Origin of the sequence: Streptomyces sp. NPDC101132, assembly GCF_044759225.1 — a bacterium.
Taxonomy (GTDB): Bacteria; Actinomycetota; Actinomycetes; order Streptomycetales; family Streptomycetaceae; genus Streptomyces.
Genome location: NZ_JBIVYX010000013.1, coordinates 45,280 through 72,017, shown reverse-complemented (window position 1 = coordinate 72,017; position 26,738 = coordinate 45,280). Strand labels below are relative to the sequence as shown.

Annotated in this window: 21 protein-coding genes and 2 pseudogenes; 12 read left to right on the top strand and 11 right to left on the bottom strand. The window is 74.8% G+C overall.

The genetic code is table 11. The features are described from left to right. Positions 1 to 144 precede the first annotated feature (144 nt). The 5 genes from ACIQUR_RS27070 (at position 145) to ACIQUR_RS27050 (ending at position 4,604) form a co-directional block, all read left to right on the top strand. Entirely contained in the window at positions 145 to 549 is a 405-nt protein-coding gene (locus tag ACIQUR_RS27070; protein WP_403669305.1) for a hypothetical protein, read from the top strand. 108 nt (positions 550 to 657) lie between these two features. Next, the gene (locus ACIQUR_RS27065) at positions 658 to 2,097 is read left to right on the top strand and encodes a serine hydrolase domain-containing protein (RefSeq protein ID WP_403669303.1); all 1,440 of its coding nucleotides are present in this window, start codon (positions 658 to 660) and stop codon (positions 2,095 to 2,097) included. A gap of 91 nt (positions 2,098 to 2,188) precedes the next feature. Continuing rightward, positions 2,189 to 3,193 carry an RNA polymerase sigma-70 factor gene (locus ACIQUR_RS27060; RefSeq protein WP_403669301.1) on the top strand — a complete coding sequence of 335 codons (1,005 nt, stop codon included), beginning with the start codon at positions 2,189 to 2,191 and terminating at the stop codon, positions 3,191 to 3,193. 76 nt (positions 3,194 to 3,269) lie between these two features. Then, positions 3,270 to 3,932, top strand: coding sequence for a dienelactone hydrolase family protein (locus tag ACIQUR_RS27055; RefSeq protein ID WP_403669298.1), 663 nt, complete (start codon positions 3,270 to 3,272; stop codon positions 3,930 to 3,932). A gap of 12 nt (positions 3,933 to 3,944) precedes the next feature. After that, a complete protein-coding gene (locus ACIQUR_RS27050; protein WP_403669295.1) occupies positions 3,945 to 4,604 on the top strand; it encodes a phosphoribosyltransferase in 660 nt (219 codons plus the stop codon). Positions 4,605 to 4,748: 144 nt separating this feature from the next. Here ACIQUR_RS27050 and ACIQUR_RS27045 read toward each other — a convergent pair whose 3' ends face one another. Continuing rightward, positions 4,749 to 6,326 carry an MFS transporter gene (locus ACIQUR_RS27045; RefSeq protein ID WP_403669293.1) on the bottom strand — a complete coding sequence of 526 codons (1,578 nt, stop codon included), beginning with the start codon at positions 6,324 to 6,326 and terminating at the stop codon, positions 4,749 to 4,751. A 154-nt stretch (positions 6,327 to 6,480) separates the two neighbouring features. On the opposite strand from ACIQUR_RS27045, the gene ACIQUR_RS27040 reads away from it, so the two are divergent. Continuing rightward, entirely contained in the window at positions 6,481 to 7,284 is an 804-nt protein-coding gene (locus ACIQUR_RS27040; protein ID WP_403669289.1) for a beta-glucanase, read from the top strand. Positions 7,285 to 7,377: 93 nt separating this feature from the next. Beyond that, positions 7,378 to 8,316, top strand: a complete 939-nt coding sequence (locus ACIQUR_RS27035) for an aldo/keto reductase (RefSeq protein ID WP_403669287.1) — start codon at positions 7,378 to 7,380, stop codon at positions 8,314 to 8,316. Positions 8,317 to 8,457: 141 nt separating this feature from the next. Here the strand turns inward: ACIQUR_RS27035 and ACIQUR_RS27030 are convergent, their stop codons facing one another. The 5 genes from ACIQUR_RS27030 to ACIQUR_RS27010 all read right to left on the bottom strand — a co-directional run bounded on the left by ACIQUR_RS27030 (position 8,458) and on the right by ACIQUR_RS27010 (position 15,437). Next, the gene (locus ACIQUR_RS27030; RefSeq protein WP_403669284.1) at positions 8,458 to 11,196 is read right to left on the bottom strand and encodes a DNRLRE domain-containing protein; all 2,739 of its coding nucleotides are present in this window, start codon (positions 11,194 to 11,196) and stop codon (positions 8,458 to 8,460) included. Positions 11,197 to 11,259: 63 nt separating this feature from the next. Further along, on the bottom strand, positions 11,260 to 12,090 hold the full coding sequence (locus ACIQUR_RS27025; RefSeq protein WP_403669281.1) for an ABC transporter permease: 831 nt from the start codon (positions 12,088 to 12,090) through the stop codon (positions 11,260 to 11,262). Between the two features lie 45 nt (positions 12,091 to 12,135). Next, on the bottom strand, positions 12,136 to 13,059 hold the full coding sequence (locus ACIQUR_RS27020) for an ABC transporter permease (protein WP_403669279.1): 924 nt from the start codon (positions 13,057 to 13,059) through the stop codon (positions 12,136 to 12,138). A 7-nt stretch (positions 13,060 to 13,066) separates the two neighbouring features. Continuing rightward, positions 13,067 to 14,278 (bottom strand): ABC transporter substrate-binding protein, encoded by a 1,212-nt coding sequence (locus ACIQUR_RS27015; protein ID WP_403669276.1) that lies wholly within the window; start codon positions 14,276 to 14,278, stop codon positions 13,067 to 13,069. Between the two features lie 55 nt (positions 14,279 to 14,333). Further along, entirely contained in the window at positions 14,334 to 15,437 is a 1,104-nt protein-coding gene (locus ACIQUR_RS27010) for an ABC transporter ATP-binding protein (RefSeq protein ID WP_403669273.1), read from the bottom strand. A gap of 149 nt (positions 15,438 to 15,586) precedes the next feature. Here ACIQUR_RS27010 and ACIQUR_RS27005 point away from each other — a divergent pair, with 149 nt between their 5' ends. The 3 genes from ACIQUR_RS27005 (at position 15,587) to ACIQUR_RS26995 (ending at position 18,472) form a co-directional block, all read left to right on the top strand. Continuing rightward, the gene (locus ACIQUR_RS27005) at positions 15,587 to 16,357 is read left to right on the top strand and encodes a FadR/GntR family transcriptional regulator (RefSeq protein ID WP_403669270.1); all 771 of its coding nucleotides are present in this window, start codon (positions 15,587 to 15,589) and stop codon (positions 16,355 to 16,357) included. 5 nt (positions 16,358 to 16,362) lie between these two features. Further along, the gene (locus ACIQUR_RS27000; RefSeq protein WP_403669268.1) at positions 16,363 to 17,163 is read left to right on the top strand and encodes a cache domain-containing protein; all 801 of its coding nucleotides are present in this window, start codon (positions 16,363 to 16,365) and stop codon (positions 17,161 to 17,163) included. A 502-nt stretch (positions 17,164 to 17,665) separates the two neighbouring features. Further along, a complete protein-coding gene (locus ACIQUR_RS26995) occupies positions 17,666 to 18,472 on the top strand; it encodes a glutamate ABC transporter substrate-binding protein (protein ID WP_403669265.1) in 807 nt (268 codons plus the stop codon). 70 nt (positions 18,473 to 18,542) lie between these two features. Here ACIQUR_RS26995 and ACIQUR_RS26990 read toward each other — a convergent pair whose 3' ends face one another. Further along, positions 18,543 to 19,514 carry an SMP-30/gluconolactonase/LRE family protein gene (locus ACIQUR_RS26990; RefSeq protein ID WP_403669263.1) on the bottom strand — a complete coding sequence of 324 codons (972 nt, stop codon included), beginning with the start codon at positions 19,512 to 19,514 and terminating at the stop codon, positions 18,543 to 18,545. A gap of 232 nt (positions 19,515 to 19,746) precedes the next feature. Here ACIQUR_RS26990 and ACIQUR_RS26985 point away from each other — a divergent pair, with 232 nt between their 5' ends. Both ACIQUR_RS26985 and ACIQUR_RS26980 read left to right on the top strand, forming a co-directional pair. Continuing rightward, positions 19,747 to 20,562 carry an SDR family NAD(P)-dependent oxidoreductase gene (locus ACIQUR_RS26985; protein WP_403669260.1) on the top strand — a complete coding sequence of 272 codons (816 nt, stop codon included), beginning with the start codon at positions 19,747 to 19,749 and terminating at the stop codon, positions 20,560 to 20,562. A gap of 102 nt (positions 20,563 to 20,664) precedes the next feature. Next, positions 20,665 to 22,611, top strand: a complete 1,947-nt coding sequence (locus ACIQUR_RS26980) for an AMP-binding protein (protein ID WP_403669257.1) — start codon at positions 20,665 to 20,667, stop codon at positions 22,609 to 22,611. Between the two features lie 66 nt (positions 22,612 to 22,677). On the opposite strand, the gene ACIQUR_RS26975 is transcribed toward ACIQUR_RS26980, so the two are convergent. The 4 genes and pseudogenes from ACIQUR_RS26975 to ACIQUR_RS26960 all read right to left on the bottom strand — a co-directional run bounded on the left by ACIQUR_RS26975 (position 22,678) and on the right by ACIQUR_RS26960 (position 26,714). Next, positions 22,678 to 24,384 (bottom strand): GNAT family N-acetyltransferase, encoded by a 1,707-nt coding sequence (locus ACIQUR_RS26975; RefSeq protein WP_403669254.1) that lies wholly within the window; start codon positions 24,382 to 24,384, stop codon positions 22,678 to 22,680. Beyond that, a pseudogene (locus tag ACIQUR_RS26970) lies at positions 24,384 to 25,190 on the bottom strand (serine/threonine-protein kinase); the annotation flags it as partial. The pseudogene ACIQUR_RS26970 and the gene ACIQUR_RS26975, both read right to left, overlap by 1 nt. 114 nt (positions 25,191 to 25,304) lie before the next feature. Continuing rightward, positions 25,305 to 25,988: pseudogene (locus tag ACIQUR_RS26965) on the bottom strand (SPFH domain-containing protein); the annotation flags it as partial. 111 nt (positions 25,989 to 26,099) lie between these two features. Beyond that, positions 26,100 to 26,714 (bottom strand): dihydrofolate reductase family protein, encoded by a 615-nt coding sequence (locus ACIQUR_RS26960; protein ID WP_403669251.1) that lies wholly within the window; start codon positions 26,712 to 26,714, stop codon positions 26,100 to 26,102. Between the last annotated feature and the right edge of the window lie 24 nt (positions 26,715 to 26,738).

Below are 26,738 nucleotides of genomic sequence, written 5' to 3'. Positions count from 1 at the left end.
GCCGCCCTCTTCCTCCCCCCCCCCCGGCGGGGCGGTGCTTGAAAAAAACCCCCCCCCCGCCGGGGTGGGGGGTATGCCCCCCCGGGGGGCCGCGGGGCGCCCCCGGCCCCGGCGCCCCCCCCCGTCCCCGCTTACGCTGGAGGCATGGGCAGGACCCCGCGCACCCGCTTCCACCTGGACCAGGACGGCCACTCGGTCAGCGTCCTGCTGGAGCGCGCGGGAGGGCACGTCGAGGTGCTGGTCGACGGCAAGGTCGTACGGCAGGGGCGGGCGCCCAAGCAGGGGGTGACCGTGCTGCGGGCCGAACTGCCCGGGCAGCCGCCCCGTCCGGTCGCCGTCACCCTCGGCAACCTGGGCGGCGACTTCCTCTGCGAGCTGGACGTCGAGGGCGACCGCCACCCGATGCCGCGCGTACCGCTCGTCGCGCCGGGCGGCGCCAGGCCCACGGGCCGCCCGCACCCGCTGCGCCTGCTGCGGCGTTCGTACCGCCGGGTCCTCCGCCGCATGGTCGCCCACCAGGGCCGTCACCGCCCCCGACCGGCCGCCTAGGCCCTGCCCTTCGGATCACGCCGGACGCCCCCTTCCCATCCGCCCGTCCACTCCGTACAGTGCGCGCGCCGCCGCGCACGGGGTGCGGGGGTGACCAGAGGGGGACACGTGAGGATCACGGGGACGGTACGGGGGAGCGGCCTGCGGCGGCTGCTGGCGGGCGGAACGGCCGCGCTGGTGCTGGCACTGGGGTTGCCCGGCACGGCGGCGGTGGCCCAGTCGGACGCCGGAACGGGCGCGGGCACCGGCAGCGGGACGGGCACCGGCACCGCCGCCGCCCACGAGGCGCTGCTCGCCGCCATGCGGGCGGAGGCCGGCACGGCCGCCGGCGGGGACGGCATCCCCGGGATCATCGCCCGCGTGCACCGCGACGGCACCGACTGGACCGGCACGGCCCGCGGCGACGCCGGGGCGCCCGACCGCGACCCGGACCGGCCCTACCGGGCCGGGTCCATCACCAAGCTCTTCGTCGCCACCACCACGCTCCAGCTGGTCGGGGAGGGCCGGCTGCGGCTGACCGACGACGTGTTCGGGCTGCTGGGACCGGTGCTGAAGACCAACGCCACGCAGGGGTGCAACCCCGCCACCTGGACCTGCTTCGACCCGCCCGGCCCCGGCAAGCCGCCCATCACCGTCAAGGACCTGCTCTCCCACTCCAGCGGGGTCTTCAACTACCTCGGCGACCTGAGCTTCCTCGCCGGGGCCGGAGCGAGCTTCCCCAACCTGCCGACCTACACGGCGCAGCAGCTGGTCAACGAAGGCGCCAACCACGGGCCGCAGTTCGCGCCCGGCACGAGCATGGCGTACGGCAACACCAACTTCATCCTGCTCGGGATGATCATCGAGAAGGTGACCGGACGGCCCTGGGCGGAGGAGGTCGACCGGCGCATCATCGGGCCCCTGGGCCTCGCCCACACCGTGCTGCCCGGCTCCGACCCGGTGCTGCCCGGCCCGCACGACGCGTTCTACACCAACTACCTCCGCCCCCGCGGCGTCTTCGGGCACCTCGCGCGGCCGGCCGCCGACTGGAACCCCTCGATCGGCGGGGCCGCCGGCGCCATCGTCTCCACCACCGGGGACCTGATCACCTTCATCCGCGCCTTGCTCGGCGGCCGCCTGCTGCCCGCCGAGCAGCTCACCGCCATGCGCACCCAGCTCAACCCGAACCGCGTCGGCACCCCTGGCCCCGGCCTGCCGGGCGTCCCCTGCGACCCCGCGCTCACCTGGCCGGAGTGCATCGTCAACCCGGCCATCAGCACGGTGAGTTCGGGCGACGCCGCCACGCCCGGACACTGGTACGCCGCCCGGCCCTGGAAGTCCGGACAGGCCGACGTGGGCCTCGGACTGACGCGCCGCACCCTGACCTGCGCCGACGACAGCACGGTGGTGCTGTACGGGCACAACGGCGCGGCCTTCGGCTCCTTCAGCTACCTGTACGCCACGGAGGACGGCTCGCACGCCGTCGCGCTGAACTACAACGGCGACTGGCCCCTGTGGGAGTTGTACAGCCTCAACGGCCTGCTGGCCGCCGAGTTCTGCACCCGCTGACCCCGCCGCTGCGCCCGCCGCGGCCCGCCCGTACACCTCGGCCACACCCCCCGCCCTTGCGGGCCGGGGGTCTGGCTGAGAGGGTGCTGGGGTGATCGACTCTCCTGCCGAAGCCGATGTCCTGGGTCCGTTCGCCGAGCACCGGCGGCTGCTCTTCGCCACCGCCTACCGGATGCTCGGGAGTGTCGCCGACGCCGAGGACGTCCTCCAGGACGCCTGGCTGAAGTGGGCGCAGGACGACCGGAGTTCCGTCGAGAACCCGAAGGCCTACCTGGTCCGCACGGTCACCAACCTCTCCCTCAACCGGCTCACGTCCGCCCGTGCCAAGCGGGAGGCCTACGTCGGCCCCTGGCTCCCCGAGCCGATGCTCACCCAGCCCGACGTGGCGGAGGAGGCGGAGCGGGCCGACTCGGTGTCCACCGCGATGCTCGTGGTGCTGGAGAGCCTGAGCCCGCTCGAGCGCGCCGTGTTCGTCCTGAGGGAGGTCTTCGGGTACGCGTACGCCGAGATCGCCACGGTGCTCGACCGGACCGAGGCCACCGTGCGCCAGACCGCCCACCGCGCCCGCTCCCACGTCCAGGCCCGCCGGCACCGCTTCGACACGGACACCCGGCGCCGCCACGAGATCACGGAGCGCTTCCTGGCCGCCTGCGCGGGCGGCGACCTGAAGGCCGTGATGGAGCTGATGGCGCCCGACGTGACCGCCTGGTCCGACGGCGGCGGCATCGTCAGGGCCGCTCTGCGGCCCCTGCACGGGCCGGACAAGGTGGCGCGCTGGATCCTCGGCGTGCTGGCCAAGCCGGAGAGCGCGGGCGTCGTCGCCCGGCACGAGGTGGTCAACGGCGAGGAGGGCCTGGTCTTCTCGATCGGCGAGCAGGTCCTGGGGGTGCTCACCTTCGACGTGCTCGACGGAGTGATGCTGAACGTCCGCCTGCAGGCCAACCCCGTGAAGCTGCGCCACTTCAACCAGGGGGCCGACGACGCCGGGCCGGAGGCGGAGCCGGCCACGGGACCGGCCTCGGGACCGGCCACGGGACCGACCACGGAAGCCGCCCGGGCGCCGGCCGCCGGGCCGGACGGCGGTGACGCCCCGTGACCGCGTCGCCGCACCGAACCCGTCCGTTTGGGGCGCCCGCGGCCGGGTAGGCGCGCGGTGTTCCGAGGAGAGCGTGGTGGCCGCGCATCACATCGAACGGGTCGAGGTCCCCGTGGACGGTTCCGCCGTCGACGGCGACCTCGCCCTGCCGTCCGGGGCCCGGCAGGTGGTCGTCTTCGCGCACGGCAGCGGCAGCTCCCGCCACAGCACCCGCAACCGGTCCGTCGCGAGCGCCCTGCGCCAGGGCCCGCTGGGCACGCTGCTGCTGGACCTGCTCACCCCGCGTGAGGAGGCCGCGGACACGCTGACCGCCGAGCACCGTTTCGACATCCCGCTGCTCGGCTCCCGGCTGGTCGCGGCCGTGGACTGGCTGGCCGCCCGCGCGGACACCGCCGGGCTGCCGGTCGGCCTGTTCGGCGCCAGCACGGGCGCCGCGGCGGCCCTGCTCGCCGCGGCGGAGCGGCCGGACCGGGTGCGCCGCGTGGTGTCGAGGGGCGGGCGCCCGGACCTCGCCGGGGACGCCCTGGGCCGGGTACGGGCGCCCGTCCTGCTGGTCGTCGGCGGGCGGGACACCGAGGTGCTGCGGCTCAACCGGGAGGCCGCCGAGCGGCTCACCGCCCCCTGCGAGCTGACCGTCGTACCCGGCGCCACCCACCTCTTCCCGGAACCGGGGGCACTGGAACAGGTCGCCGAGGCCGCCCGCGCGTGGTTCCTGCGCGCGGTGGACGGCCCGCCGTGAGGAGGAACCACGATGGCCACGCGCTTCACCAACCGACAGCAGGCCGGCCGGCAGCTGGCCGAGAGGATCGCGGCCGTCGCGGCGGAGCAGCGGTGGAAGCGGCCCCTGGTCCTCGCCCTGCCGCGCGGCGGGGTGCCCGTGGGAGCCGAGGTGGCGGAGGCCCTGCACGCGCCCCTCGACGTCCTGGTGGCCCGCAAGATCGGCGCCCCCGGCCACACCGAACTCGGCATCGGGGCGGTCGTCGACGACGACCCGCCCCTGTTCGACCCCCGCGCCCTGGAGTACCTCGGGCTCACCGAGGACGAGCTGGCCTTCGACGTCGCCCGCGAGCGCATCGAACTGCGCCGCCGGGAGGCCCTGTACCGCGGCATCCGGGTCCCGCCCGAGGTGCGCGGCCGTACGGTCGTCCTGGTCGACGACGGGCTGGCCACCGGGGTCACCGCCCGGGCCGCCCTGCGCCACCTGCGGGGCCGCGACCCCGCGCGGCTCGTGCTCGCCGTGCCGGTCGCCGCGCCCGAGGCCCTGGTGACCCTCTCCGCGGAGACGGACGAGGTGATCTGCCTGAGCCGGCCGCAGCCGTTCCACGCCGTCGGCCTCTGGTATGAGGACTTCGAGCAGACCACCGACCGCGAGGTGACCGCCCTGCTGGGCCGCCAGCCGGTGAACCACTGACCCGCTGACCCACGCGGACCCGCTGACCTGCGCGGACCGCTGACCTGCGCGGACCGCTGACCTGAGCGGACGCGCCGGCTTACGGACCCGCTGACCCACCGGCCCACGCGCCCGCGGCGCCGCCGAGCCCGGAGGCGGCGCAGCCTACCGGCCCTGCGCGGGCGGCTCCAGGGGCGGCGCCGACACCGCGCAGTGGGTGCGGCACTGCGGATGGCAGCCGGCCGGCGCCTGCGACCGCACCGTCGTCCAGGCCAGCACCGCCCCCGCCACCAGCAGCCCGGCACACCAGGCCATCGCCGGGCCGAACGCCGCGTCGAACTCGGCCGGGGACCGGTACGCCTCCGGGCCCATTCCGGCGAGCAGCGGCAGCGCCGCGACCGCCAGCAGCCCCGCCACCCGCGCCGCGGCGTTGTTGATCCCGCTGGCCAGTCCCGCGCGGCCGGGATCCACCGACGCCAGCACCGCCGAGGTCAGCGGCGCGACCAGGGCGGCCATGCCGAGCCCGAGCACCAGCATCGCGGGCAGCACGTCACCCCAGTACGAGGCGTCGGGGCCCACCCGCAGCATGAGCAGCATGCCCGCCGCGCACAGCAGGGGCCCGACGGTGAGCGGGATCCGGGGGCCGATCCGTTCGCCCAGCTCGCCGGAGCGTGCCGACAGCAGCAGCATCACCAGCGTGGTCGGCAGCATCGCCGCGCCCGCGCCCAGTGCCGAGTAGCCGGAGACGACCTGGAGCTGGAGCACGGCCAGGAAGAAGAACCCGCCGAAGGCGGCGTACACGAACAGCGTCACCACGTTCAGCGCGGTGAACTGCCGCGAGGCGAACACCGCGGGCGGCACCATCGGGTCCGCGCGCCGCCGCTCCACCACCACGAACGCCACCCCCGCCAGCACGCCCGCGACCCCGGCCGCCACCACCACCGGGCCCGCCGTCCCGGCCTCGATCAGCGCGTAGGTCACCAGGGCCAGCGCCAGCGCCCCGAGCACCGCGCCCAGCACGTCGAACCTGCCGTGCGCCGCCGGGTCGCGCGACTCCGGTACGTGGCGCAGCGCGACCGGCACGCAGAGCGCGGCCAGCGGCACGTTCAGCAGGAACACCCAGCGCCAGCCGGGCCCGTCCACCAGCCAGCCGCCGAGGAACGGGCCGACGGCCGCACCGATGCCGCCGAAGCCCGACCACAGGCCCACCGCCCGCGCCCGGTCGTCCGGGTGCAGGGAGGCCTGGATCAGGGCCAGCGAGCCGGGGGTGAGGAGGGCGCCGCCGATCCCCTGGAGGGCCCGGGCCGCGACCAGCACCGGGGCGTTGGGCGCCAGTCCGCACAGCAGCGAGCCCGCGGCGAACCAGGCCACCCCCAGGACGAACACCCGGCGGCGGCCGAACCGGTCGCCGAGCGCCCCGCCGACCAGGATCAGCCCGGCGAGCGTGAGCAGGTAGGCGTTGACCGTCCACTGGAGCGCGGCCATGTCGGTGCCCAGGTCGGCGCCGATGCGCGGCAGCGCCACGTTGACCACGGTCGAGTCGAGCAGCGCCATGGTCGAGCCCAGGATGGTGACGAGCAGGACGCGGCGGCCCCGGGGGCTGTCGAGCCGTACGCCCCCGTCGCCGTCGCCCGGGGCGCCGCGGCCGGGGCCCAGGCCCCCGCCGGAACCGTCCGCCGGGCCGGCGCCGGGGGTGCCGCCGCGGGTGTCGCCGGGGCCCGCGTGCCGTTCGCCGTCTGCCATGCCTCCAGAGTGGTGACCGTTGAGCCGTGGGGCCAGTGGGCATCGCCATGGGTAACGAACTGATCACTCTCCGCGATGAATCGGCATATGCCGCGTGCAGGTGGGGCACGGTCAGGGCGACCCCTGCCCGACCGCACCCGAGGAGTGGTCACCCATGCCCCCCACCGCCGGACTCCCCGCAGACCTCCCCGACTGGCTGGACCGCCTGCTGCGCCGCCGCAGGAGCCCCCGCCCCGAACCCCCGGCGCCCGGTCCCGGGCCGCAGGTCCCCGGCCCGACGCCCGCCCCGCCGCCCGGCCCCGTGCCCTCCACCGCCCCCGCCTTCACCGCCGACTTCAGCTCCACCTCCCAGTGGGTCGCCGGCCGCTCGTGGGCGTATCCGGACGGCGGGCCCACCAACCACCGCGACAACAAGCTCGACCACCTCACCGCCGACCCCGCCTACAGCCGCACCGGGCTGTTCCGCGCGACGCGCCGCCCGGACGGCGACTGGGACGCCGGCCTGCTCACCACGGAGGGCAGCGACGAGGGGTTCATGCTGCGCACCGGGGACGTGCTGGAGACCCGGGTCCGGCTGCCGCGCGAACTCGGCGCGTGGCCCGCGATCTGGACCTGGCGCGACGGCGGGCAGGAGATCGACGTCTTCGAGTACCACCCCGACAACCCCGACCTGCTGGAGCTGACCAACCACGTGAGGGGCGCCCAGTCCTACCACCGGGACCCGGCCGTCGCCCCGGGCGCGTGGGTGGACCTGGCGGTGGAGTTCGGCTCCCGGTCGGTGGTCTGGTGGGTCAACGGCCGCCGGGTGTTCGCCGACCGGGCCGGGGTGGGCCGCCGCTGGCACGCGTACCTGATCGTCAACCTGTCGGTCTGCGCGGGCCGTTACCACCCGGCGCCGGCGGCGGGCGTCGACGAGATGTCGTACGAGGTGGCGCACCTGCGCGTCCACCGCGGTTGACCCGGGCGGGCCCGGAGGGCGCCGGAGGGGCCGCGTAGGATCGACCGGTCGCGGCCCCTCCGGCCCGTACCCCGAGCGAACGGAGTCCCGTCCATGCGCTACGTCCCCCTCGGCAGCAGCGGTCTGCGGGTCTCCGCCGTCGGTCTCGGCTGCAACAACTTCGGGGGCCGGCTCGACGCCGGGCGGACCCGGGAGGTCGTCGACGCGGCCCTCGACGCCGGCATCACCCTGTTCGACACGGCCGACATCTACGGCAACCGCGGCGGTTCCGAGGAGTTCCTGGGCAAGGCGCTCAAGGGCCGCCGCGACCAGGTGGTCCTCGCCACCAAGTTCGGCTTCGACGGGGTCGACATGGGCTACGGGCCCGCCGCCGGCGGCCGTGGCGGGCGCGGCTACGTCCGGCGCGCCGTCGAGGCCTCGCTGCGGCGGCTGGACACCGACCACATCGACCTGTACCAGCTGCACAGCCCCGACCCCACCACCCCGGTGGCCGAGACGCTCGCGGCCCTGACCGAACTGGTCGCCGAGGGCAAGGTCCGCTACATCGGGCACTCCAACCTCAGCGGCTGGCAGCTCGCCGAGGCCGAGCACACGGCCCGCGAACTGGGCACAGCCCACTTCGTCTCCGCCCAGAACCACTGGTCGCTGCTGGCCCGCCAGGCCGAGTACGAGCTGGTGCCGGCCGCCGTGCACTACGGCGTCGGCGTGCTGCCGTACTTCCCGCTGGCCAACGGGCTGCTGACGGGCAAGGTGCGGCGCGGGGCGGAGGTGCCGGCCGGGTCGCGGCTGGCGGGCCGGGACGCGTACGTCGCGGAGCGGCTCGACCGGGTGGAGGCCCTGGCCGCCGTGGCCGAGAAGCACGGCCGGAGCCTGCTGGAGCTGGCCATGGGCTGGCTCGCCGCCCAGCCGGGCTGCGCCTCGGTCATCGCCGGGGCGACCAGCCCCGAGCAGGTGCGGGCCAACGCGGCCACGGCGGACTGGATCCCGGACGCCGGGGTGCTGGCCGAGGCCGGCGCGGCGGCACCGCGCTGACCCCGTCGGGGCGGAGGCGGCTCGGCCCCGGGGTACGGGGAAGGGGGCGCGGACCGGTCCGCGCCCCCTTCCTCACATCGCTCCGGGCCCTCTCCGGGCCGGCCGTGGGGCCGTGCCCCGGGCCGTTCCTCGGGTCGTGCCTCAGGCCGGGCCGAAGGTCAGCGACAGCTGCGGCGTCCCCTCGTTGGCCGCGGCCTCGGAGGACCAGAGCCACAGGGCGTCCGTGCCGGGCCCGGTCAGCGCCAGGCTGTAGCCGCCGCCCAGCGCCGCCGCCACCGCGGCCCGGTCGAGCTGCACCGAGGCCACCGCCGAGCCGTCCGCGACGCCCGGCAGCGTGCCCAGGACCGTCCCGCCCAGCGCCGGACGGGTGGTGTACGTCGTGCCCGCCTCGGTCCACGCCCCGGTGACCGGCACCACCGAGACGGTGTCGGCCGTGCCCGCCCCGCTCATCGTGCTGGTCTTGACGCTGAGCGTCGCGGACTTCAGCACCGTGCCCGCGGGGGCGGCCGGCAGGCTGAAGCGCAGGTAGCTCTGGTAGAGGCTGCTGCCGCGCACGGCCAGGGAGCCGGACGCGCCGTAGTTGGTGTCCGGTGCGCCCTGGTTGACGTACGTGTCCTCGCTCGCGGTGACCAGCACGACCGAGTCCGAGGGCGCCTTGGCCAGGGCGAAGTGGTTCTGCACCTGGGCCGCCGTCAGCACCGACGGGTAGACGGCCGTCTCGTCGAGCTGCCCGGCGAAGTAGTTGCTGGTGGGGCGGTTGGGCCAGTTGTTGAGGTTGTCGCCGCCCACGTGCCAGTAGCCGCCGTAGGCCTGGTTCGTGGTGTGCGGCAGCGTGCCGCGGTTCTGGCCGTCCACCCAGAGCACCATGCCGCCCGGGCCCTGCGTCGCGACCACGTGGTGCCACTGGTTGTCGTTGAACGAGGCCGCCGTGGTGATGGTGCGGGTGGCGCCGTTGTAGATGCCGAAGACGATCCGGCCGTCGTTCGTCATGTAGAGGTGCTTGTCGAACGCGGAGCTGTTCCGGGTGGTGTTGTTGCCGAAGCCCAGCAGTTTGCCGCCGCGGGTGGTGGAGGTCCGGAACCAGGTCTCCAGGCTGTAGCCGGGGGTCACCGTCTGGCGCCGGTCGCTGTGCACCTTCTGCACCGCGCCGTCGAAGCCGATCGCCGTGCCCGGGCCGGTGATCGCGCCCGGACCCTGGCGCAGCGCGGGGCCGTTGACGTGCAGGCCGCCGGTGTTGCCGGAGACCGAGGAGTCCGCCACGAACGGGGTGACCGGGTCGTCGTACCGCCAGTACAGCGTCGCGCCGTCCGAGCGGACCCGGTCCGGGTACGACTGCACCGCGGTCGGCACGGTCACGCTCGCCGTCGCCGACAGGGCGCTGGTGTTGCCGGCCGCGTCCGTGGCCGTCACCCGGTAGGTGTACGTCTGGCCGGCCGTCACCGCGGTGTCGGTCCAGGAGGCCTGCGGGCGGAGGAAGAACAGCGAGTCCGCGGTGGTCGTGTGGACGGGGGAGGCCCCGCCGTTGCGGTAGATCCGGTAGGTCAGCCGGCTGTCGTCCAGGTCCAGGCTGGTGCGCCAGCGCACCTGCACCTCGCCCGGCCTGACGGAGCCCGCGCTGGCCACCGGGGTCGTGGGCGCGCCGGTGTCGCCGGTGGACGCGAAGCGGGTCAGGCCCTGCTGGGCGTGTCCGTTGACGGTGGTCTGCTCGCCGCCGACCCACAGGTAGTCGACGCCGTTCTTGGCACCCACGGCCAGCACGCGCGGGCCGATGCCCTCGCCGATGCCGTCGTTCGTGTCGGGCGCCCAGCCCAGCTTCCCGGTGCCGGTGACCGGCTGCGCCAGCAGGTGGTGGCGCTGGCCGTCGGGGAACTCGCCCACGCTGGAGCAGTCGTGGGCGTGCGAGGCGCTGTACAGCACGCCCTGGTGGTGCAGGACGGCCTGGGTGGCACCGAGGCAGCTGTCCCGCCACTTCTGGTTGAAGTCGGAGAGGTTCAGCGCGATCCGGCCGTCGAACCCGCCGGTGCCCTCGTTGGCCGTGTAGAAGCCGGTGGCGTCGGAGGTGAGGTCCTTGACCACCGACTGGTTCTGGATGAACCCGGCGGGATACGCCTTGGTGAGCGCGCCGGTCGTCGCGTCGACCACCGCGAGGGCGTGCGTGGCGGTGCCGTTGACGGTGAAGAAGTCACCGCCCAGGATCACGTTCCTGCCGTCCGGCGTGACCTCCAGGGCCCGGCCGGGCTCGTCGGCGTTGGCGGTGAACGGCTTCAGCGCGCCGGTGCCGGCGTCCACCGCGGCGAACCGCTGCCGGGTCTGGCCGGACACGGTGCCGAAGTCGCCGCCGACGTAGACGGTGTCGCCGGTGACGGCGAGCGCGCGGACCGTCGCGGGGAAGCTCGGCCGGAAGGTGTTCTTCGGCGTGCAGGTCGCCACGTCGATCGCGGCCAGGCTGCTCACCGCGAGCCCGTTGACCGCCCCGAAGTACCCGCCCGCGTACAGCGTGGACTTGTCCGCGGACAGCGCCAGCGCCCGCACGGTCGCGGTGCCGGAGCCCACCGTGAAGGAGAGCCTGCACGAGGTGGGGGCGCCGGTCGCGGCGTCGAGGGCGACGAAGTTCACCGCCTGCTGCTCGGTGCCCGCGCCGCCGGCCGGCGGCCGCACGGCCGAGAACGTACCGCCGGCGAACACCGTGCTCCCGGCCGCCGCCAGGGACCACACCACGCCGTTGGTCTGCCAGGTCGGCAGGTCGTCGGCGGTGAACGCGACCGGCGGGGTGATCGCCGAAGCCTGCGGTACGAGCGCCCCGGCCAGCCCGGCCCCGGCCAGTCCCAGCACCAGCGCACCGGCCAGCGCCCGGTATCTCCTCCGTGTCGACCTGTCCATGAACCCCCCAGAGAACCCGGCTCCGCACCGGAGGACCCGGCGCGCTACGGGCGCACAATAGGGTCATTTCCTTTCGGCCACACCCCGATTGACCGAAACGGTGCCGGACGACAGCCGCTGGGCGAGGAACACCGGGACCACGGAGAGCAGCACCAGCACGGCGGCGACCACGCTGACCACCGGCGCCTGCTGCGGCCGCGCCATGTTCGAGAAGATCCACACCGGCAGCGTCTGCACGCCGGGGCCCGCGGTGAAGGTGGTCACCACGATCTCGTCGAAGGACAGCGCGAAGGCCAGCAGCCCGCCCGCCGCCAGGGCCGACCGCACCAGCGGGAAGGAGACGTCGCGGAAGGCCCGGAAGCCGTCCGCGCCCAGGTCCATCGCCGCCTCCTCGTACGAACCCGGCAGCCGCCGCAGCCGGGCGAGCACGTTGTTGAACACCACCACCACGCAGAACGTGGCGTGGCCGACCACCACCGTGAACAGCCCCAGCCCCACGCCCAGCGGCTCCAGCACCGTACGGAACGCGGAGTTGAGCGCCACGCCCGTCACGATCCCCGGCAGCGCGATCGGCAGCACCACCACGAAGGACACCGTCTCCCGGCCGAAGAACCGGTGCCGGTGCACGGCGAAGGCGGTGAGCGTGCCCAGGACGAGCGCGACGGCCGTGGCGCCGAGACCCGCCTTCACGGAGGTCCACAGCGCGGCGCGGGCCCCCTCACTGCCCCAGGCGTCGGCCCACCAGCGCAGCGTGAAGCCGCTGGGCGGCCAGCCCGCACTGCGGTCCGGGTTCACCGAGTTGACCAGCACCAGCAGCAGCGGCACGTAGATCACCGCGAAACCGAGCACCGCGGCCAGCCGCAGCGCGATCCGCGCCGGACGTGAGAGGTTCATGGCGTGTCTCCTGGGGCGGCCCCGGGGGCCGCCCGGTCGATGGCTCTAGAGGCTGCCGAGCGCGCCGGTCCGGCGCACGGCCAGCAGGTACAGCACGATGGCGGCCACGGGCAGGGTGCCCAGCGCGGCGGCGAGCGGCGGGTCCAGGGTGATGTTCGCGGCGATCAGGTTGCCGATCAGCTGCGTCTTGCCGCCCACGATCTGTACGGCGATGTAGTCGCCCAGGCTCAGGGAGAAGGTGAACACCGACCCGGCCGCCACGGCCGGCAGCACCATCGGCAGCACCACGGACCGGAAGGTGCGCCAGGTCCGCGCCCCCAGGTCCGCGGAGGCGTCGAGCAGGTTGTCCGGCAGTTGCTCCAGCGCCGCGTGCAGCGGCAGCACCATGTACGGCAGCCACAGGTACGTCAGCACGATCACCACGGCCGGCAGCCCGTACCCGGGGCCGTCCAGGCCCAGCGGTGCCAGCACCGAGTCCAGCAGTCCGCCCTCGGCCAGGATGATGCGCCAGGCGTATGCCTTGACCAGGTAACTGGCCCACAGCGGCATCAGCAGCCCGACCACCAGCAGCGGCCGCCACCGGGGCCGCGCCACGCGGGCGGTGTAGAAGGCGACCGGGAAGGCGATCACCGCGCAGAGCACGGTCACCGCGAGGGCCACCCCGACGCTGCGCAGCGCGACCTGCCCGTACACCCCGGAGGTGACGAGCGCCTGGAAGTTGCGGCCGGTCCAGGTGCGGACCACGTCGGAGGTGAAGGGGTCCGTGGACCAGAAGGCGGACAGGAACAGCGCCGCCAGCGAGCCGAGGTAGGCCAGCACCAGCCAGGTGAGCGGGGCGGAGAGCAGCAGGGCGAGGCGGAGCCGGGGGCGCCGGTGCAGGCTCCCGGCCAGCCGCCGGACGGGTCCGGCGGCCGGTGCGGTGGCCCGCGCCGCCGGTGCGGCGGCGGGCGCGGGCGGGGCGGAGGTCATCGGCAGGTCAGCCCTTGATCTCGGTCCAGGCCTGCACCCACTCCGAGTACGGCACGCAGGTGGTGTCCGTGCGGCCGTCCACGCACTGCGGGATGGGCGTGGTCCAGAAGTGCACGCGCTTCCAGTACGCCTCGTCGGCAGCGTGGTAGGTGGCGCAGTGGCCCTTGTCGGCGGTCTTGTCGCAGGACTTGGCGTTGGACGGGGCCTCGCCGAAGTACTCGGCGACCTGGGCGTTGACCTCGGGGGAGATGATCCAGTCGAGCCACTGGTACGCGCAGTTGGGGTTCTTGGCCTTCGCGGAGACCATCCAGGTGTCGGACCAGCCGGTCGCGCCCTCCTTCGGCAGGACGGCCTCCACGGGGGCCTTCTCGGCCTTGGCGGCGTTCACGATGACCTGCCAGGTGGTGCCGACCACCGAGTCGCCGCTCTTGAAGGCGGAGATCTCCTTGAGGTAGTCGCTCCAGTACTCGCCGATGTTCCGGTTCTGTTCCTCGAGCAGGGCCACAGCCGCGTCGAACTGCTTGCGGTCCAGCGCGTACGGGTTCTTGATGCCCAGGTCCGGCTGGGTGGCCGAGAGGTAGAGCGCGGCGTCGGCGAGGTAGATCGGGGAGTCGTACGCGGTGACCTTGCCCTGGTGCGCGGCGCCCCGGTCGAAGACGGCCGACCAGGAGTCGGGGGCGGGGGTGACCTTGTCGGTGCGGTACATCAGCAGGTTGGCGCCGCGCCCGTGGGGGACGCCGTACGCGACGCCCTTGACCGAGTTCCAGGGCTGGTTCTTCAGGCTCGGGAACACGTCGGCGTAGCTGGGGATCAGCGCGGTGTTGACGGGGGCCGCGTCGCCGGAGGCGATGAGGCGGAGCGAGGCGTCGCCGGAGGCGGACACGGCGTCGTACTGGCCGGTCTTCATCAGGCTGACCATCTCGTCGGAGGTCCCGGCGGTCTTGGTGTTGACCTGGCAGCCGGTCTTCTTCTCGAAGGGCGTGACCCAGTCGGTCTTCGGGTCGTTCGAGCCGTCCTCGGTGTAGCCGGCCCAGGCGATCAGGTTGACCTGGCCCTCGCCGGTGCCGAGGGATGCGAGTGCGGAGAGCTTGGGCGGGGTGAACCCGCTGCCGCCGGGCGCCCCGGCCCCGCCGCCGCCGTCGGCGGAGCCGCCGCAGGCGGTGGTGAGGGTGAGGGTGCCGAGGGCGGCCGCGGCCGCGAGGGTACGGGTGAGGCGCACGGTGTCTCCAGGGAAGGGGCCGGGATGGCGGGAGGGGGACGGGGCGGGGCCCGGGTCAGGCGGGGGCGCCGACGGCGAAGTTGTGGCGCCGGTCCCACCGGAGGCGGACGCGGGCGCCGCGGTAGGCGGCGACGTCGGCGGAGGAGGTGTCGAGGTTCTGCTGGACGGCGGTGAGCCGGCCGCCCGCGTCGAGGTCCACCAGGAAGCGGGTGGCTCCGCCGAGGTAGACCACCTCGGCGACGGTGCCGGCGGCGGTGCAGTGCCCGCTCCCGGCATCCGCTCCGTCCGGGGCGTGCGGGCCGTCCGGGCCGGGCGCGGGGGCCGCGTCGCCGTGCAGGACGCGGATCTTCTCGGGCCGGATGCTGTACGTGCCCGCGGCGCCGGTGAGCCGTTCGGCGGCCGGTCCGGTGAGCAGGTTCGAGGTGCCGACGAAGCCCGCGACGAAGGCGGTGGCGGGGCGCTCGTAGATCTCGGCCGGGGTCCCGGTCTGCTCGATCCGGCCGCCGTTCATCACGGCGATCCGGTCGCTCAGGGTCAGGGCTTCCTCCTGGTCGTGGGTGACCAGGACGAAGGTGACGCCCACCTCGCGCTGGAGTGCCTTCAGCTCGACCTGCATCTCCTCGCGGAGCTTGAGGTCGAGGGCGCCGAGGGGTTCGTCGAGCAGCAGGACGGCCGGCCGGTTCACCAGGGCGCGGGCCAGGGCCACGCGCTGGCGCTGCCCGCCGGAGAGCTGGGCGGGGCGGCGCGCCCCGTACCCGTCCAGGCGGACCCGGGCGAGGGCGGTGCGGGCACGGTCGAGCCGCTCGGCCCGGGGCACACCGCGCACCTTCAGCCCGTACGCGACGTTCTGCTCCAGCGTCATGTGCGGGAAGAGGGCGTAGTCCTGGAACACGGTGTGCACGTCGCGCTCGTACGGCGCGGCACGGGTCACGTCCCGGCCGGCCAGCTCGATGGTGCCGGCGGTGGGGGCCTCGAAGCCCGCGACCATGCGGAGCACGGTGGTCTTGCCCGAGCCGGAGGGCCCGAGGACGGAGAAGAACTCGCCGTCCGCGACGTCGAGGTCGATGCCGGTGACGGCGTCCGTCCGGCCGAAGGACTTGCGCAGGCCGCGCAGCCGGATGGCGTGGGGGCGGGGAGCCCCGGTGGCGTTCGCCGCCATGGAGGGGACCTTTCGGGGGGCCGACGGGGGTGCGGGCAGGGGCGGTTCCGGCGCGCCGGGCCCCTGCTGGGGCGTAAACCTATGAACCCATAGGTCAAACTTCAAGAGCCCGATAAGGTAAAGCTTCCGTCATGCACAAGGTGGTGATCATGAGCCGAACCGGCGTGCGCCGCGCGGGGGACGTGGCCCGCACGGCCGTCTTCACTCCCGTGGACACCCTGGCCCGGGTCGACGCCGTCATCCGGCGGCTGGGCGACGCCATCGAGCTCGGCCTGCTGGCCGACGGCGAGCAGCTGCCCGGCGAGACCGACCTCGCCAACCAGCTCGGCGTGTCCACCGTGACCCTGCGGGAAGCCCTGGTGGCCCTGCGCCAGCAGGGCCTGGTGACCACGCGGCGCGGCCGCGGCGGCGGCAGCTTCGTCACCGTCCCCGAGGGCCCGCCGGCCGCCCGCCTCACCGCCCGCCTCACCGCCTGGAGCCCCGAGGAGCTGCGCGACCTCGCCGACCACTGGGCCGCCATCGCCGGAGCGGCCGCCCGGCTGGCCGCCGTCCGAACGGAACCGGACGATCTCGCACCGCTGCGCCGCTCCGCCGAGGAGCTCGCCGGCACCGCGGACCCCGCGGCCCGCAGCCGCCTCCACGGCAGGTTCCACGTGGAACTCGCGGCCGCCGCCCAATCGGCCCGTCTCACCAGGGAAATGGTCGGTTTCCAGACGCAGGTCGGAGCGCTACTGTGTCTCGCGCTCGCCGAGGAAGCACACTGCCAGCGCGTCCTCGGACGGCTCCGCGCGCTCCTCGCCGCCCTGGCGGAAGGGGACGCCGAGGCCGCCAGAGCCCTGGCCGAGCACTGCGTACAGGACTCGATGGACCCCCTCATCGAACTCCGCCTCCGCCCCCAGGCGGTGGCCGCCCGGAGGTAGACACGATGCCCCGCACCCTGGAGGCCACGGCCGGCACGGCCGCTGTGACCGCCCGCGTCAGAGCCACCCTGGAGGGCGTCTTCGAGGCCGTCGCGCGCACCGCCGACGAGGCGGCGCATCTGCTGGCCGCCGCCTCCGCGCCCGCCCCGGGAAGCCGCGGTCCGGGAAGCAGCGGCCCGGGAGGCCGCGGTCCGGTCACCGCCGACCTGGCGGCCCTGCGGCCCGCACTGCACCGCCGGCTGGGGGAGGAGCGGCTGGTGTCGGGCATCGGCTTCGTCGCCGCTCCCGGCCTGCTGGCCGACGTGCCGGCATGGCTGGAGTGGTGGCAGTCCGCCCCCGAGGGAGCCGTCCGCCCGCTCCTGCTCGACCTCGACCCCGGTACCTCCGCCTACTCCGACTACACGCACTGGGACTGGTACGCGCTGCCCCGCGACACCGGGGCGCGCACGGTCGCCGGCCCGTACGTCGACTACCTCTGCTCGGAGGAGTACAGCCTGACGCTGGCGGCCCCGGTGCGGGTGGCCGGGCGCTTCGCCGGGGTCGCCGCGGCCGACGTGTACCTGCGGCACTTCGAGGCGGAGGTGATGCCGCTGCTCCAGGGGCTGCCGTACCGGGCGAGCCTGGTGAACGCGCGCGGCCGGGTGGCTGCCTCGACCGACCCGCGCCACCTCGCGGGCTCCCTGCTGAAGGGACCGGACTTCGCCGGCGTCCTCGCTTCCCCGCACCCCGTGGCCCACGCGGGGCTGACGCTGACGCCCTGCGAGGGCATCCCGCTGCTCCTGGTCACGCCGGCGGCCGCTTCCTGAGGTGCTGCGGACCTGGGGTTCCGCGGATCGAGGTGCTGTGGATCCGAGGGTCTTGAGGTGGCCCGCGCCGGGCGGCCGTGGGGGACGAACCGGGTCAACCGCCCGGAGTGCGACATAAGGGTGCGGCCACCTCCGCGGCGTGTCCGGATTCCGGTGCGTGCGCGATCGGGAATCTCGCATTCCGGTTAGTCGTGGCACTCCGGGCCCCGCCCGGCCGCCCGCCGCCGCCGCAGGCTTGCGGATGTGAAGACTGAGGTCAGGAGGCCGTGATCGACGATCTTCGGCCGTCACGGGCCCCTTGCGGAGGATCTCCGGCAGAGCCGGATCGTTATCCTCAAATCTTCCTCAGATCTAGTGACTCCCCGCTCATGGCGTCTCTAGCTTCCTGACCGGGCAGCCCGTGTGCCGGCCCCCAGCAGCGGCCGTGCCGAGGACCTCCTGTCGAAGCTCCCGCACCACCGACGCCTGCGTCAAGATCATTGATTCGAAGGATGTTCAGAGCATGAAGGTTTCCAAGGCCGGTGCCGTCGTCGCGGTCCTCGCACTCTCCCTGACCGCCACCTCGTGCGGCGGCTCCGAGGAGGAGTCCACGATCTCGATCGGCATCAAGTTCGACCAGCCCGGCCTGGGCCTTCGTGAGGACGGCGCGTTCTCCGGCTTCGACGTGGACGTCGCGAAGTACGTCGCCAAGGAGCTGGGCTACGACGAGGACCAGATCGAGTTCAAGCAGGTCTACAGCTCCGACCGCGAGCTGCTGCTCCAGTACAAGGAGGTCAAGTTCGTCGTCGCCAGCTACTCGATCAGCGAGAAGCGCAAGGCGAAGGTCGACTTCGCGGGCCCGTACTTCCTGGCCCACCAGGACCTGATGATCCGCTCCGACGAGACCGAGATCAAGAAGGCCCAGGACCTCAACAGCAAGCGGCTCTGCTCGGTGACCGGCTCCACCTCCGCCCAGAACGTCAAGGACAAGCTGGCGAAGAAGGCCGACCTGCTGGAGCTCGGCGGCTACTCCGAGTGCGTCGTCGCCCTCCAGGACGACGTCCTCGACGCCATGACCACGGACAACGCCATCCTGGCCGGGTACGCCGCCCAGAAGTCCAACCAGGGCAAGTTCAAGCTCGCCGGCCTGAACTTGAGCGACGAGTACTACGGCATCGGCGTCCGCAAGGGCGAGACGGAGCTCCAGACCCAGATCAACGCCGCCCTGCGCAAGATGGTCAAGGACGGCTCCTGGTCCCGCTTCGTGAAGGCCAACTTCGGCGACGAGTACCGCAGCGAGCCGGCGCCCGCCATCACCGAGGGCAAGTGACCCGGGCCGTACCGCCGCCGGCACCGGCCGGCGGCGGTACGGACGCGTCGGTGCGCCGTCGGGGTGCGGGTCAGCCGAGCGGTACGGAGACGATGGAGGACGCCGTCGCGGGGTCGCTCCAGTCCGCGTCGAACGCCGCGTTCACCACGTAGAGCCGCCCGCCCCACACCGCCGCCGTGGTCGGCTCGTCGAAGCGGGCGTCGGTGATCCGCCGCACGAAGCGGCCGCGCGTACCGTCGTCGCTGAGCGTGAACACGTCGACGGCGTACGCCCAGTTGCGCACGACGTACAGCGTCCGGCCGCGGAGTGCGAGACCGTCCCCGAACCCCACCGAACCCTCGCCCTCCAGCACGGTGCGCGTCGCCGCGCCCGTGCGCGGGTCGACCCGGAACAGGGCGGAGACGTTGTCGTTCACGACGAGCAGGGCCCGCCCGTCCGGGGTCCGCTCGATGCCGTTCGAGCCCCAGTACGCGCCGCCCGGCGGCGTCGGCGTCCACGCGCCGCCGAGCGGCAGGACGCGGACCGCCGCCCCGGGCACCCCCGCCGTGCCCAGCGGCAGGTGGTACAGGGCGTCGTTGAACGAGTCGGTGAACCAGGCACCGCCGCAGGCGACCACCACGTCGTTGACGAACGCCGTCCCCGTCACGGCCTGGTGGGTGGCCAGCACCCGCCCGCTGCCGGCGTGCACCACGCTGATCCGGCCGCTGGCGCCGCCCGCGACGAGCAGGCGCCCGTACGGGTCCAGCTTGAGCCCCACCGACATGGGCCCCGTGCCCCGCGTGACGATCCGGCCCGTGCCGGTCACGAGGTCGACCCGGTAGAGGGAGCCGTCGATCAGGGACCCGGTGTAGGCCACGCCCCCGCGGGAGACCGTGATCCCCTCGGGCTGGAAGCCCGGCGGGGTGGCGAGGGTGGTGGGCCGGTCCGCGGTGGTCCCGGCACCGGCGGCCGAAGCGGCCGGGGCGAGCGGGCCCGCCAGGGCGGAGCCGGCGAGGGCCGCGGCGGCACCGAGGAAACCGCGTCGTGAGGGAGAGCCTGCCACTGTCCGGTCCTTCCGAATCGACGGTGGGGCGAGGGCGTGCGACCCATCCACCTCAGCACACCACTCCCGTGACGGCGACGGTCTGCCGGGACGCTTCACAAGGGAATGAGGACGTTCCCCTTCACCCCGCGGGCGCCCGGCCCCCGTGCCGCCCGTACCGCCGGTGCGCCCCGGCCCCCGTGCCGTCCCGGCGGCCGGGTACCTTGATCGCGAGCTGCGGGAGGGCGGTGCCATGACGGAGGACACGGGCCGGCACACGGGCCGGGACACGGAGCGGGACACGGGGACCGGCAGCGCCGCGGCGAGCGGCGCGGGGGAGCGCCGCGTCACGGTGGTGACCGGCGGCAGCCGGGGCATCGGTGCCGCGGTCTGCCGGAGGCTGGCGGCCGAGGGCCACGACCTCGCCCTGGCATACGTGAGCGACGCCGAGGCGGCCGAGCGGGTGGCCGCCGACGTCCGCGCGGCCGGCGCGCGCTGCGTCACCGTACGCGCCGACACCTCGGTGGAGGACGACGTCGACCGCCTCTTCGACACGGCCCGCGACGCCCTGGGGCCGGTCACGGGACTGGTCAACAACGCCGGCGTCACCGGACCCCTCGGCCGGCTCGCCGACGCCCGCACCGAGGACCTCCGCCGCGTGGTGGAGGTCAACCTCCTCGGCAGCCTGCTGTGCTGCCGGCGCGCCGCCCGCGACCTGCCCGACGGCGGCGCGGTCGTCAACATCTCCTCCGCCGCCGCGACCCTCGGCAGCCCCGGCGACTACGTGCACTACGCGGCCACCAAGGCCGCCATCGACACCCTCACCCTCGGCCTGGCCAAGGAACTCGGCCCCGCGGGCATCCGTGTCAACGCGGTGGCCCCCGGCATCATCACCACCGACATGCACGCGACGATGGGCGACCCCGACCGCCCCGCCAAGGCCGCCGCCGGCATCCCGCTGCGCCGGCCCGGACACCCCGACGAGGTCGCGGGCGCGGTCGCCTGGCTGCTCTCCCCGGACGCCTCGTACACCACCGGCACCGTGCTGCGCGTCTCCGGCGGCCGCTGACGGCGCCGGCCGCGGGCGGGCCGAACTCGGCGGCCCGCGAGTCAGGTTGATGTTCTGTCACAGACCGGACCGGTTGTCGGCGCCCGGTGTCATCATGCGGGAATGACGCAGGCATCAGAGTCCGCAGCCACCGGTCCCCGTACCGCGGGCACCGTCACCCGCCTCTTCGCCGCCAGGGTCCGGGAGACCCCCGACGCCCCCGCCCTGATCGCCGTCTCGGGCACCCTCTCGTACGCCGAGCTGGACGGCCGCGCCAACCGGCTCGCCCGCCGGCTCCTCGCCTCCGGGCTCCCCCAGGGCGCCACCGTCGCCGTCGCCCTGGCCGGGGAGGCGGACACGGTCGTGGCGCTGCTGGCCGTGCTCAAGGCCGGCGGCGCGTACGCGCTCCTCGCCCCCGACGCGCCGGGCACCGCCGAGAAGCAGCTCGCGGCCACCGCCCCGGACGCCCTGCTCACCGACTCGCGCACGCGTTACCGGCTGGGCGCGGCACAGGGCGACCACCGCGTGATCCTCCTGGACGACGACGAGGAGGCCGTCGCGGCGCAGCCGGCCGACGAGCCGGGGGCCGAGCCGGGCGGGACCGCCGCGGTCCTCTTCACCGGCGCCGACGGCACCCGCGCCGTCCCGGTCGGCCACGAACGCCTGCTCGCGGCCCACCAGGCCTGGTCCGAGGTGGCCGGCACGACCCCCGCCGACCGGCACCTGATCACCGCCCGGCTCGACGTCACCGCCTTCGCCGCCGGCTGGACCCGGGCCCTGTGCGGCGGCGGGGCCCTGGTGCTGCCCGGACCGGCCCGCGAGCGCGCCGACGAGCTGCGGCGCGTCCTCGCCGAGGAGCGCGTCACCGTCCTGCACACCGACCCCGGCTGGGCCGTCCACCTCTTCCGCCGGCGCACCCCCGCCCCCGACTCCCTGCGGCTGGTCACGGTCACCGGCGACCGCCTCTACGTCGACCAGCAGGCCACCCTCCAGCGGCGGCTCAGCCCCGGCGTGCGGCTGCTCAACGTGTACGGCGTCACGGAGACCGCGGGCGTCGGCACCTGGTTCGAACTGGCCCGCCTGTCCCGCCCGGTGGCCCGGTCCGCGTCCCTGTCGCTCCTCGGCGAGCCCTTCCCCGGCTGCCGGGTCGAGGTCCAGGACGGCGAGATCCGCCTCGGACCGCCCGAGGGCGGCGACGCCGTGCCCACCGGCGACCGCGGCCGGCTCCGCGAGGACGGCCTGCTGGAGTTCGGCGGGCGGACCCGGGACCTCGTCGTGTCCGACGGCCACACCGTGGACGCGTACCGCGTGGAGTCCGAACTCCGCTCCCACGAGGGCGTCGGCGGCGCCATCGTCGCCCGGATGAACGAGGGCGTACTGCTGCGCACCCTGGCGGTGTACGTCGAACCGAGCCCCGACGACGGCGACCGGGGGCCGGACCGCCCCGCCCCGGGCTCGGTCGAGCTGCGGCGCCACCTGGAGGGCCGGGTCCCCAAGGAGGACATGCCCAAGGTGGTCGTCCGGCTGCGCGCCCTGCCGCGCAACCGGGCCGGCCAGGAGGACCGCGCCGCCCTGCCGCGCCCGCCGTCCGGCCACGCCACGGGCACCAAGTACGGCGCGGCGCAACCCGGTTCGGCCGAACCCTCGGGCTGCGGCGCCGGCTGCGCCACGCTCGTGGTGGCCCTCTTCGCCATGGTCCTGACGGACTTCCTCTGGACCGGCTCCACCGACCTGTCGGGCGTTCCCGGCCCCTGGGCGGGCTTCTTCTTCGGCCTGTACGCCGCGGAGTGCCTGGCCTTCGGCGCCGGCATGGCGTTCCTCTTCACCGGCCTGCCGCGGATGCTGCGCGCGGGGCGCTCCCCGGGCCTCACCAGGGCCGCCCACCTCGCGGTGGTGTACCTGCTGGCCTCGTGGTGGCCGCAGGACAACGCGTACCGGCTGGCGGCCAAGACCGACTGGCCCCAACAGGCCCTCCTGGTCTACACGTTCAACATCCCGCTGATGGTGGCCGCCGCGATCGTCGCCGTCTACGTCACCCGCCGCCCGAAGGACACGTACGACGCCGACTGACCCGGATCCGGGGCGCGCGCCGCGCCCCGGTCCCAGGACCGCCGGCCCCTGTCCCCCGGAGACCGGTCAGCCGGTGAACATCATCGAGAGGGCCGAGGAGGCGCGGCGGACCAGGGCGTCGGCCGCGTCCAGGGCCGGGCGGCTGTGCGAGGCGAGGAGTACGCCCAGGTACGGCGAGGGGGCGAAGGCCGCCGTGGGGACGGCCGGCAGCAGGAGCACGCCCAGCTCCGCGCAGCCGGCGGTGAGCGCCTCGACGTGCTCGGCCAGCCCGGCGTCCGGCAGCCGGGCCCCGAGCGGCACCCGGTCCACGATCCGCACCAGGTGCCCGGCTCCGCGCAGTTCGTCCAGCCGGGCCCCCACCATGAACGCGACGGACGGCCCGGTCAGCCGCAGGTTGGTCTCCGTCGGCGCCAGGCGGCCACCCCGGTCGGCGACGAAGTCCACGTCGAACCAGCCCCGGTAGCCGTCCGCCGCCAGCTCCCTGCCCACCGCGTGCCCGAACGCCAGCGCCGCCGCCTCCAGCGGGGCCGGGACCACGCCGGGGCCCACCGTCGCTCCCCGGTAGGCGGTGCCCGCCACCTCCATGACCGCCGCGCCCACGTCGTGCACCCGCCCGGTCGCGTCCACCAGCCCGTCGTACGTCAGGTCGCCGCCCTCCGGCACGCCCTCGACGTACTCCTCCACCAGCAGCGGACCGCGCGGCAGCCGCCGCAGCACCGCACGCGCCCCGCCCGGCGCCACCACGGCGGTGCCGGAGCCGCCGACGCCGTGCTCGGTCTTCAGCACCGCGGTCTCACCCGCCCGCGCGCGGGCCCGCAGCAGCCGCGCGGCCCGCCACCGGGTGGCGGCGTACGCCTGTTCCGGCACCCGGATCCCCGGATGCCGCCCGGTCCCCGCCAGCCGCCGGAACAGGGCGTTGGCGGCCGACTTGGACTCGTACCGCAGCGCGGCCGCCCCGGTCTGCCCCCAGGACACCATCGGCAGCCCCGTCTCCCGCAGCCGCGCGGCCAGCGCGGGCCGCGCCGCGAGCCCGGACCGTACGCCGCCGCGCCCGGACGTTCCCTCCGCCAGCCCGTCGTACAGCTCCACCTCCCCCCATCCCAGCTGCCGCGACACCGTGGCCAGCCAGCCCTGCGGCACGCTCAGCGGCAGCACCAGGGCCGCCGGGTGGGGGCTGTAGAAGGCGGCCAGGCAGGAGTAGTGGTGCGCGGGCTCCTGCACGTCGTCCAGGGTCGGATCCGCGAACTGCCGGTTGTACTCCGCCACGTTGCCGAGGTGCACGGCGCGCCGCCCCCCGGTCCAGGCCCGCACCCAGGCCGGCGTGCCGGCCAGCCGTACCTCGAAGCGGGGAAGCCCGCGCGGGGCCCCGGCGACCGGCCGCGCGCCCACCGCCGTGTAGAACGGCACCGCGTGCGGATCGGCCTCCACCAGCAGCCGGTCCGCCCCCAGCCGCCGCGCCCGGGCCAGCGCGTCGCGGTACAGGGTCCCGCCCACGCCCTGCCGCACGGCCCGGGGCTCCACGAACAGCAGCCCCAGCCGCACCACCGGCGCCTCGCCCTCCAGCGAGGCCAGCCCCAGCACCTCGCCGCGCCGCTCGGCGACGACGATCCGCCGCCCGGCCACCTCGCCGGCCAGGAGGGTGAGTTCGGGGACACACGACTTGAGGAACGCGTCGTCGTACCCCCAGTGCGCCTTGGACCGCAGCATCAGCCCGGTCAGGGCCGCCGCCTCCTCGGGGCGGGCGGCCCGCAGGCGGATGTCCGTACCGGGCATCAGACCCCCGGCGCGGGGACGGTGGCGGCCTGGTGCCGGGCCACCAGCGTGCGGACGTCCCCGGGCAGCCAGTCCCCGGCGGGCTCCCGGCCGGAACGGGAGAGCCGGTGCAGGATCTCGGCCGGCCTCGGCCGGCCGGCCGGATCCTGCCGCAGGCAGTCGCCGACCACGGCGGACAGGTCGGCGGGCAGGGTCCGCAGCGCCCGGTCGAGGACGGTGCCCTCCGGGAAGGGCGCGGCGCCGGAGGCGTGGCACAGCACCATGCCGAAGGCGTACGCGTCCACGGCCGGGGTGAGCGGCCCGCCGGTCAGCTGCTCGGGGGCGAGGAATCCGCGGGTGCCGACCACGAAGTCCGTCCGCGTGAGGGCCGTGCCGTCGGCGGCCCGCGCGATCCCGAAGTCGATCACGCGGGGGCCCGCGTCGGAGACCACGACGTTGCCCGGCTTCAGGTCCCGGTGGATGATCCCGCAGGCGTGGATGCCCTCCAGCGCCTCCGCCAGACCGAGCGCCAGCACCCGTACGGTCGCGGGGGGCAGGGCGCCGTGGGTGCGCAGCACCTCCTGCAGGGACGGCCCCGGGATGTACTCGGTCACCAGCCAGGGCCGGGCGTCGTCGGTGCCGGCGTCGACCACGGGCGCCGTGTGGAAGCCGCCGACCCGCCGTACGGCGTCCACCTCGCGGGCGAAACGCCGGCGGAAGGAGGGGTCCTGGGCCAGTTCCTCCCGCACCACCTTGACGGCGACCCGGCGGGCACCGGGCGACACCCCGAGGTAGACGGTGCCCATGCCGCCCTCGCCGAGCCGGGCGGTGAGCCGGTACCGGCCCACGTGGTCCGGGTCGTCCCGGCGCAGGGGCGGGTGCCGGACGGGCTCGGGGACCGGCGGGGCGGGGTGGCGTGCGGCGGCCGCCGCCGCGTCGTCGGCCTCGGCGGCCCTGCGCAGCCGGGCGATCTCGATCTCGCCCTGGGCGCGCAGCAGCGCGGCCTGCTTCTCGCCGTCGGCGCGCAGGATCTCGGACTGGCGGACGCCTTCGGCCTGGAGGATGGCGGCGCGCTTGTCGCGGTCGGCGCGCAGCTGCTTCTCCATCGAGTCCTGGATCGAGGTGGGCGGTTCGATGGCCTTCAGTTCGACGCGGGTGACGAGGATGCCCCACCTGCCGGTGGCCTCGTCGAGGGCCTGGAACAGGGCGCGGTCGATCTGCGGGCGGGAGGCGAGGGCCCGTTCCAGGTCCATGCCGCCGATGATGCTGCGGAGGGTGGTGACGGTGAACTGCTCGATGGCCTGGATGTAGCTGGCGACTTCGTAGGTCGCGGCACGGGGGTCGGTCACCCGGTAGTAGACGACGGTGTCGATGTTGACGACCAGGTTGTCCCGGGTGATGACCGGCTGCGGCGGGAACGGGACCACCTGCTCGCGCAGGTCGATGCGGTTGCGGATCGTGTCGGCGAACGGGACGACCAGGTGGAAGCCGGCGCCCAGCACGCGCGTGAACCGCCCGTACCGCTCGACGACGGCCGCGCTCGCCTGCGGGATGACCTGCACCGTGCGGATGGCGACCCACAGCAGCACCAGCCCCGCCACCGCCGCCACGGACCAGCCGACCAGCGCCCCGACGTCCACCGCACCCCCCGTGTGCCCGCTCCCCGGAAGCGCAGTTTCGCAGAACGCCCTTGATCCGCACAGGGTTTGGAGGATTCGCGGCGGAGATCCGCCCGCTCAGTAGGAGCCGAACGCGGCCGGCCCGGCCGGCCGGTAGGTGTGCAGGACCACGTCCTTGGAGGTGGTCTCGGTTCCGACCAGCTGGAACCCGGTCGGAACCGCCCCCTCGCCGAAGAGGCGGCGGCCGTCGCCGATGACCACGGGGAAGACGTAGAGCCGGTACTCGTCGATCAGGCCCTCCGCCATCAGGCTCTGCGCGAGCCGGCCGCTGCCGTGGATCTGGATCTCGCCCGGGACGTCCGCCTTGAGGCCGGCGACGGCGTCCGGCACGTCGGAGGAGATCACGGTGGTCCCCTGCCAGTGGGCCCGCTCCGGGGTGAGGGTGGTGGACACGACCCACTTCGGGCAGCCGTTGAGCCGGGCGGCGACGACGTTGTCCGGGTCCTTCTGGTGCGGCCAGTAGCCGGCGAAGATCTCGTACGTTCGGCGGCCCAGGAGGAAGCCGGTCACCGGACGGAACCGCTCGTCGACCAGCCGGCCGAAGTCGGCGTCCCAGTACGGCACGGTCCAGCCGCCGTGGCGGAACCCGCCCGTGGTGTCCTCCATGGGCCCGCCGGGCGCCTGCATGACTCCGTCGAGGGTGACGAACGTGGTGAGGGTCAGCTCGGCCATGGCTCTCTCCAGTCCTCCGGGGGT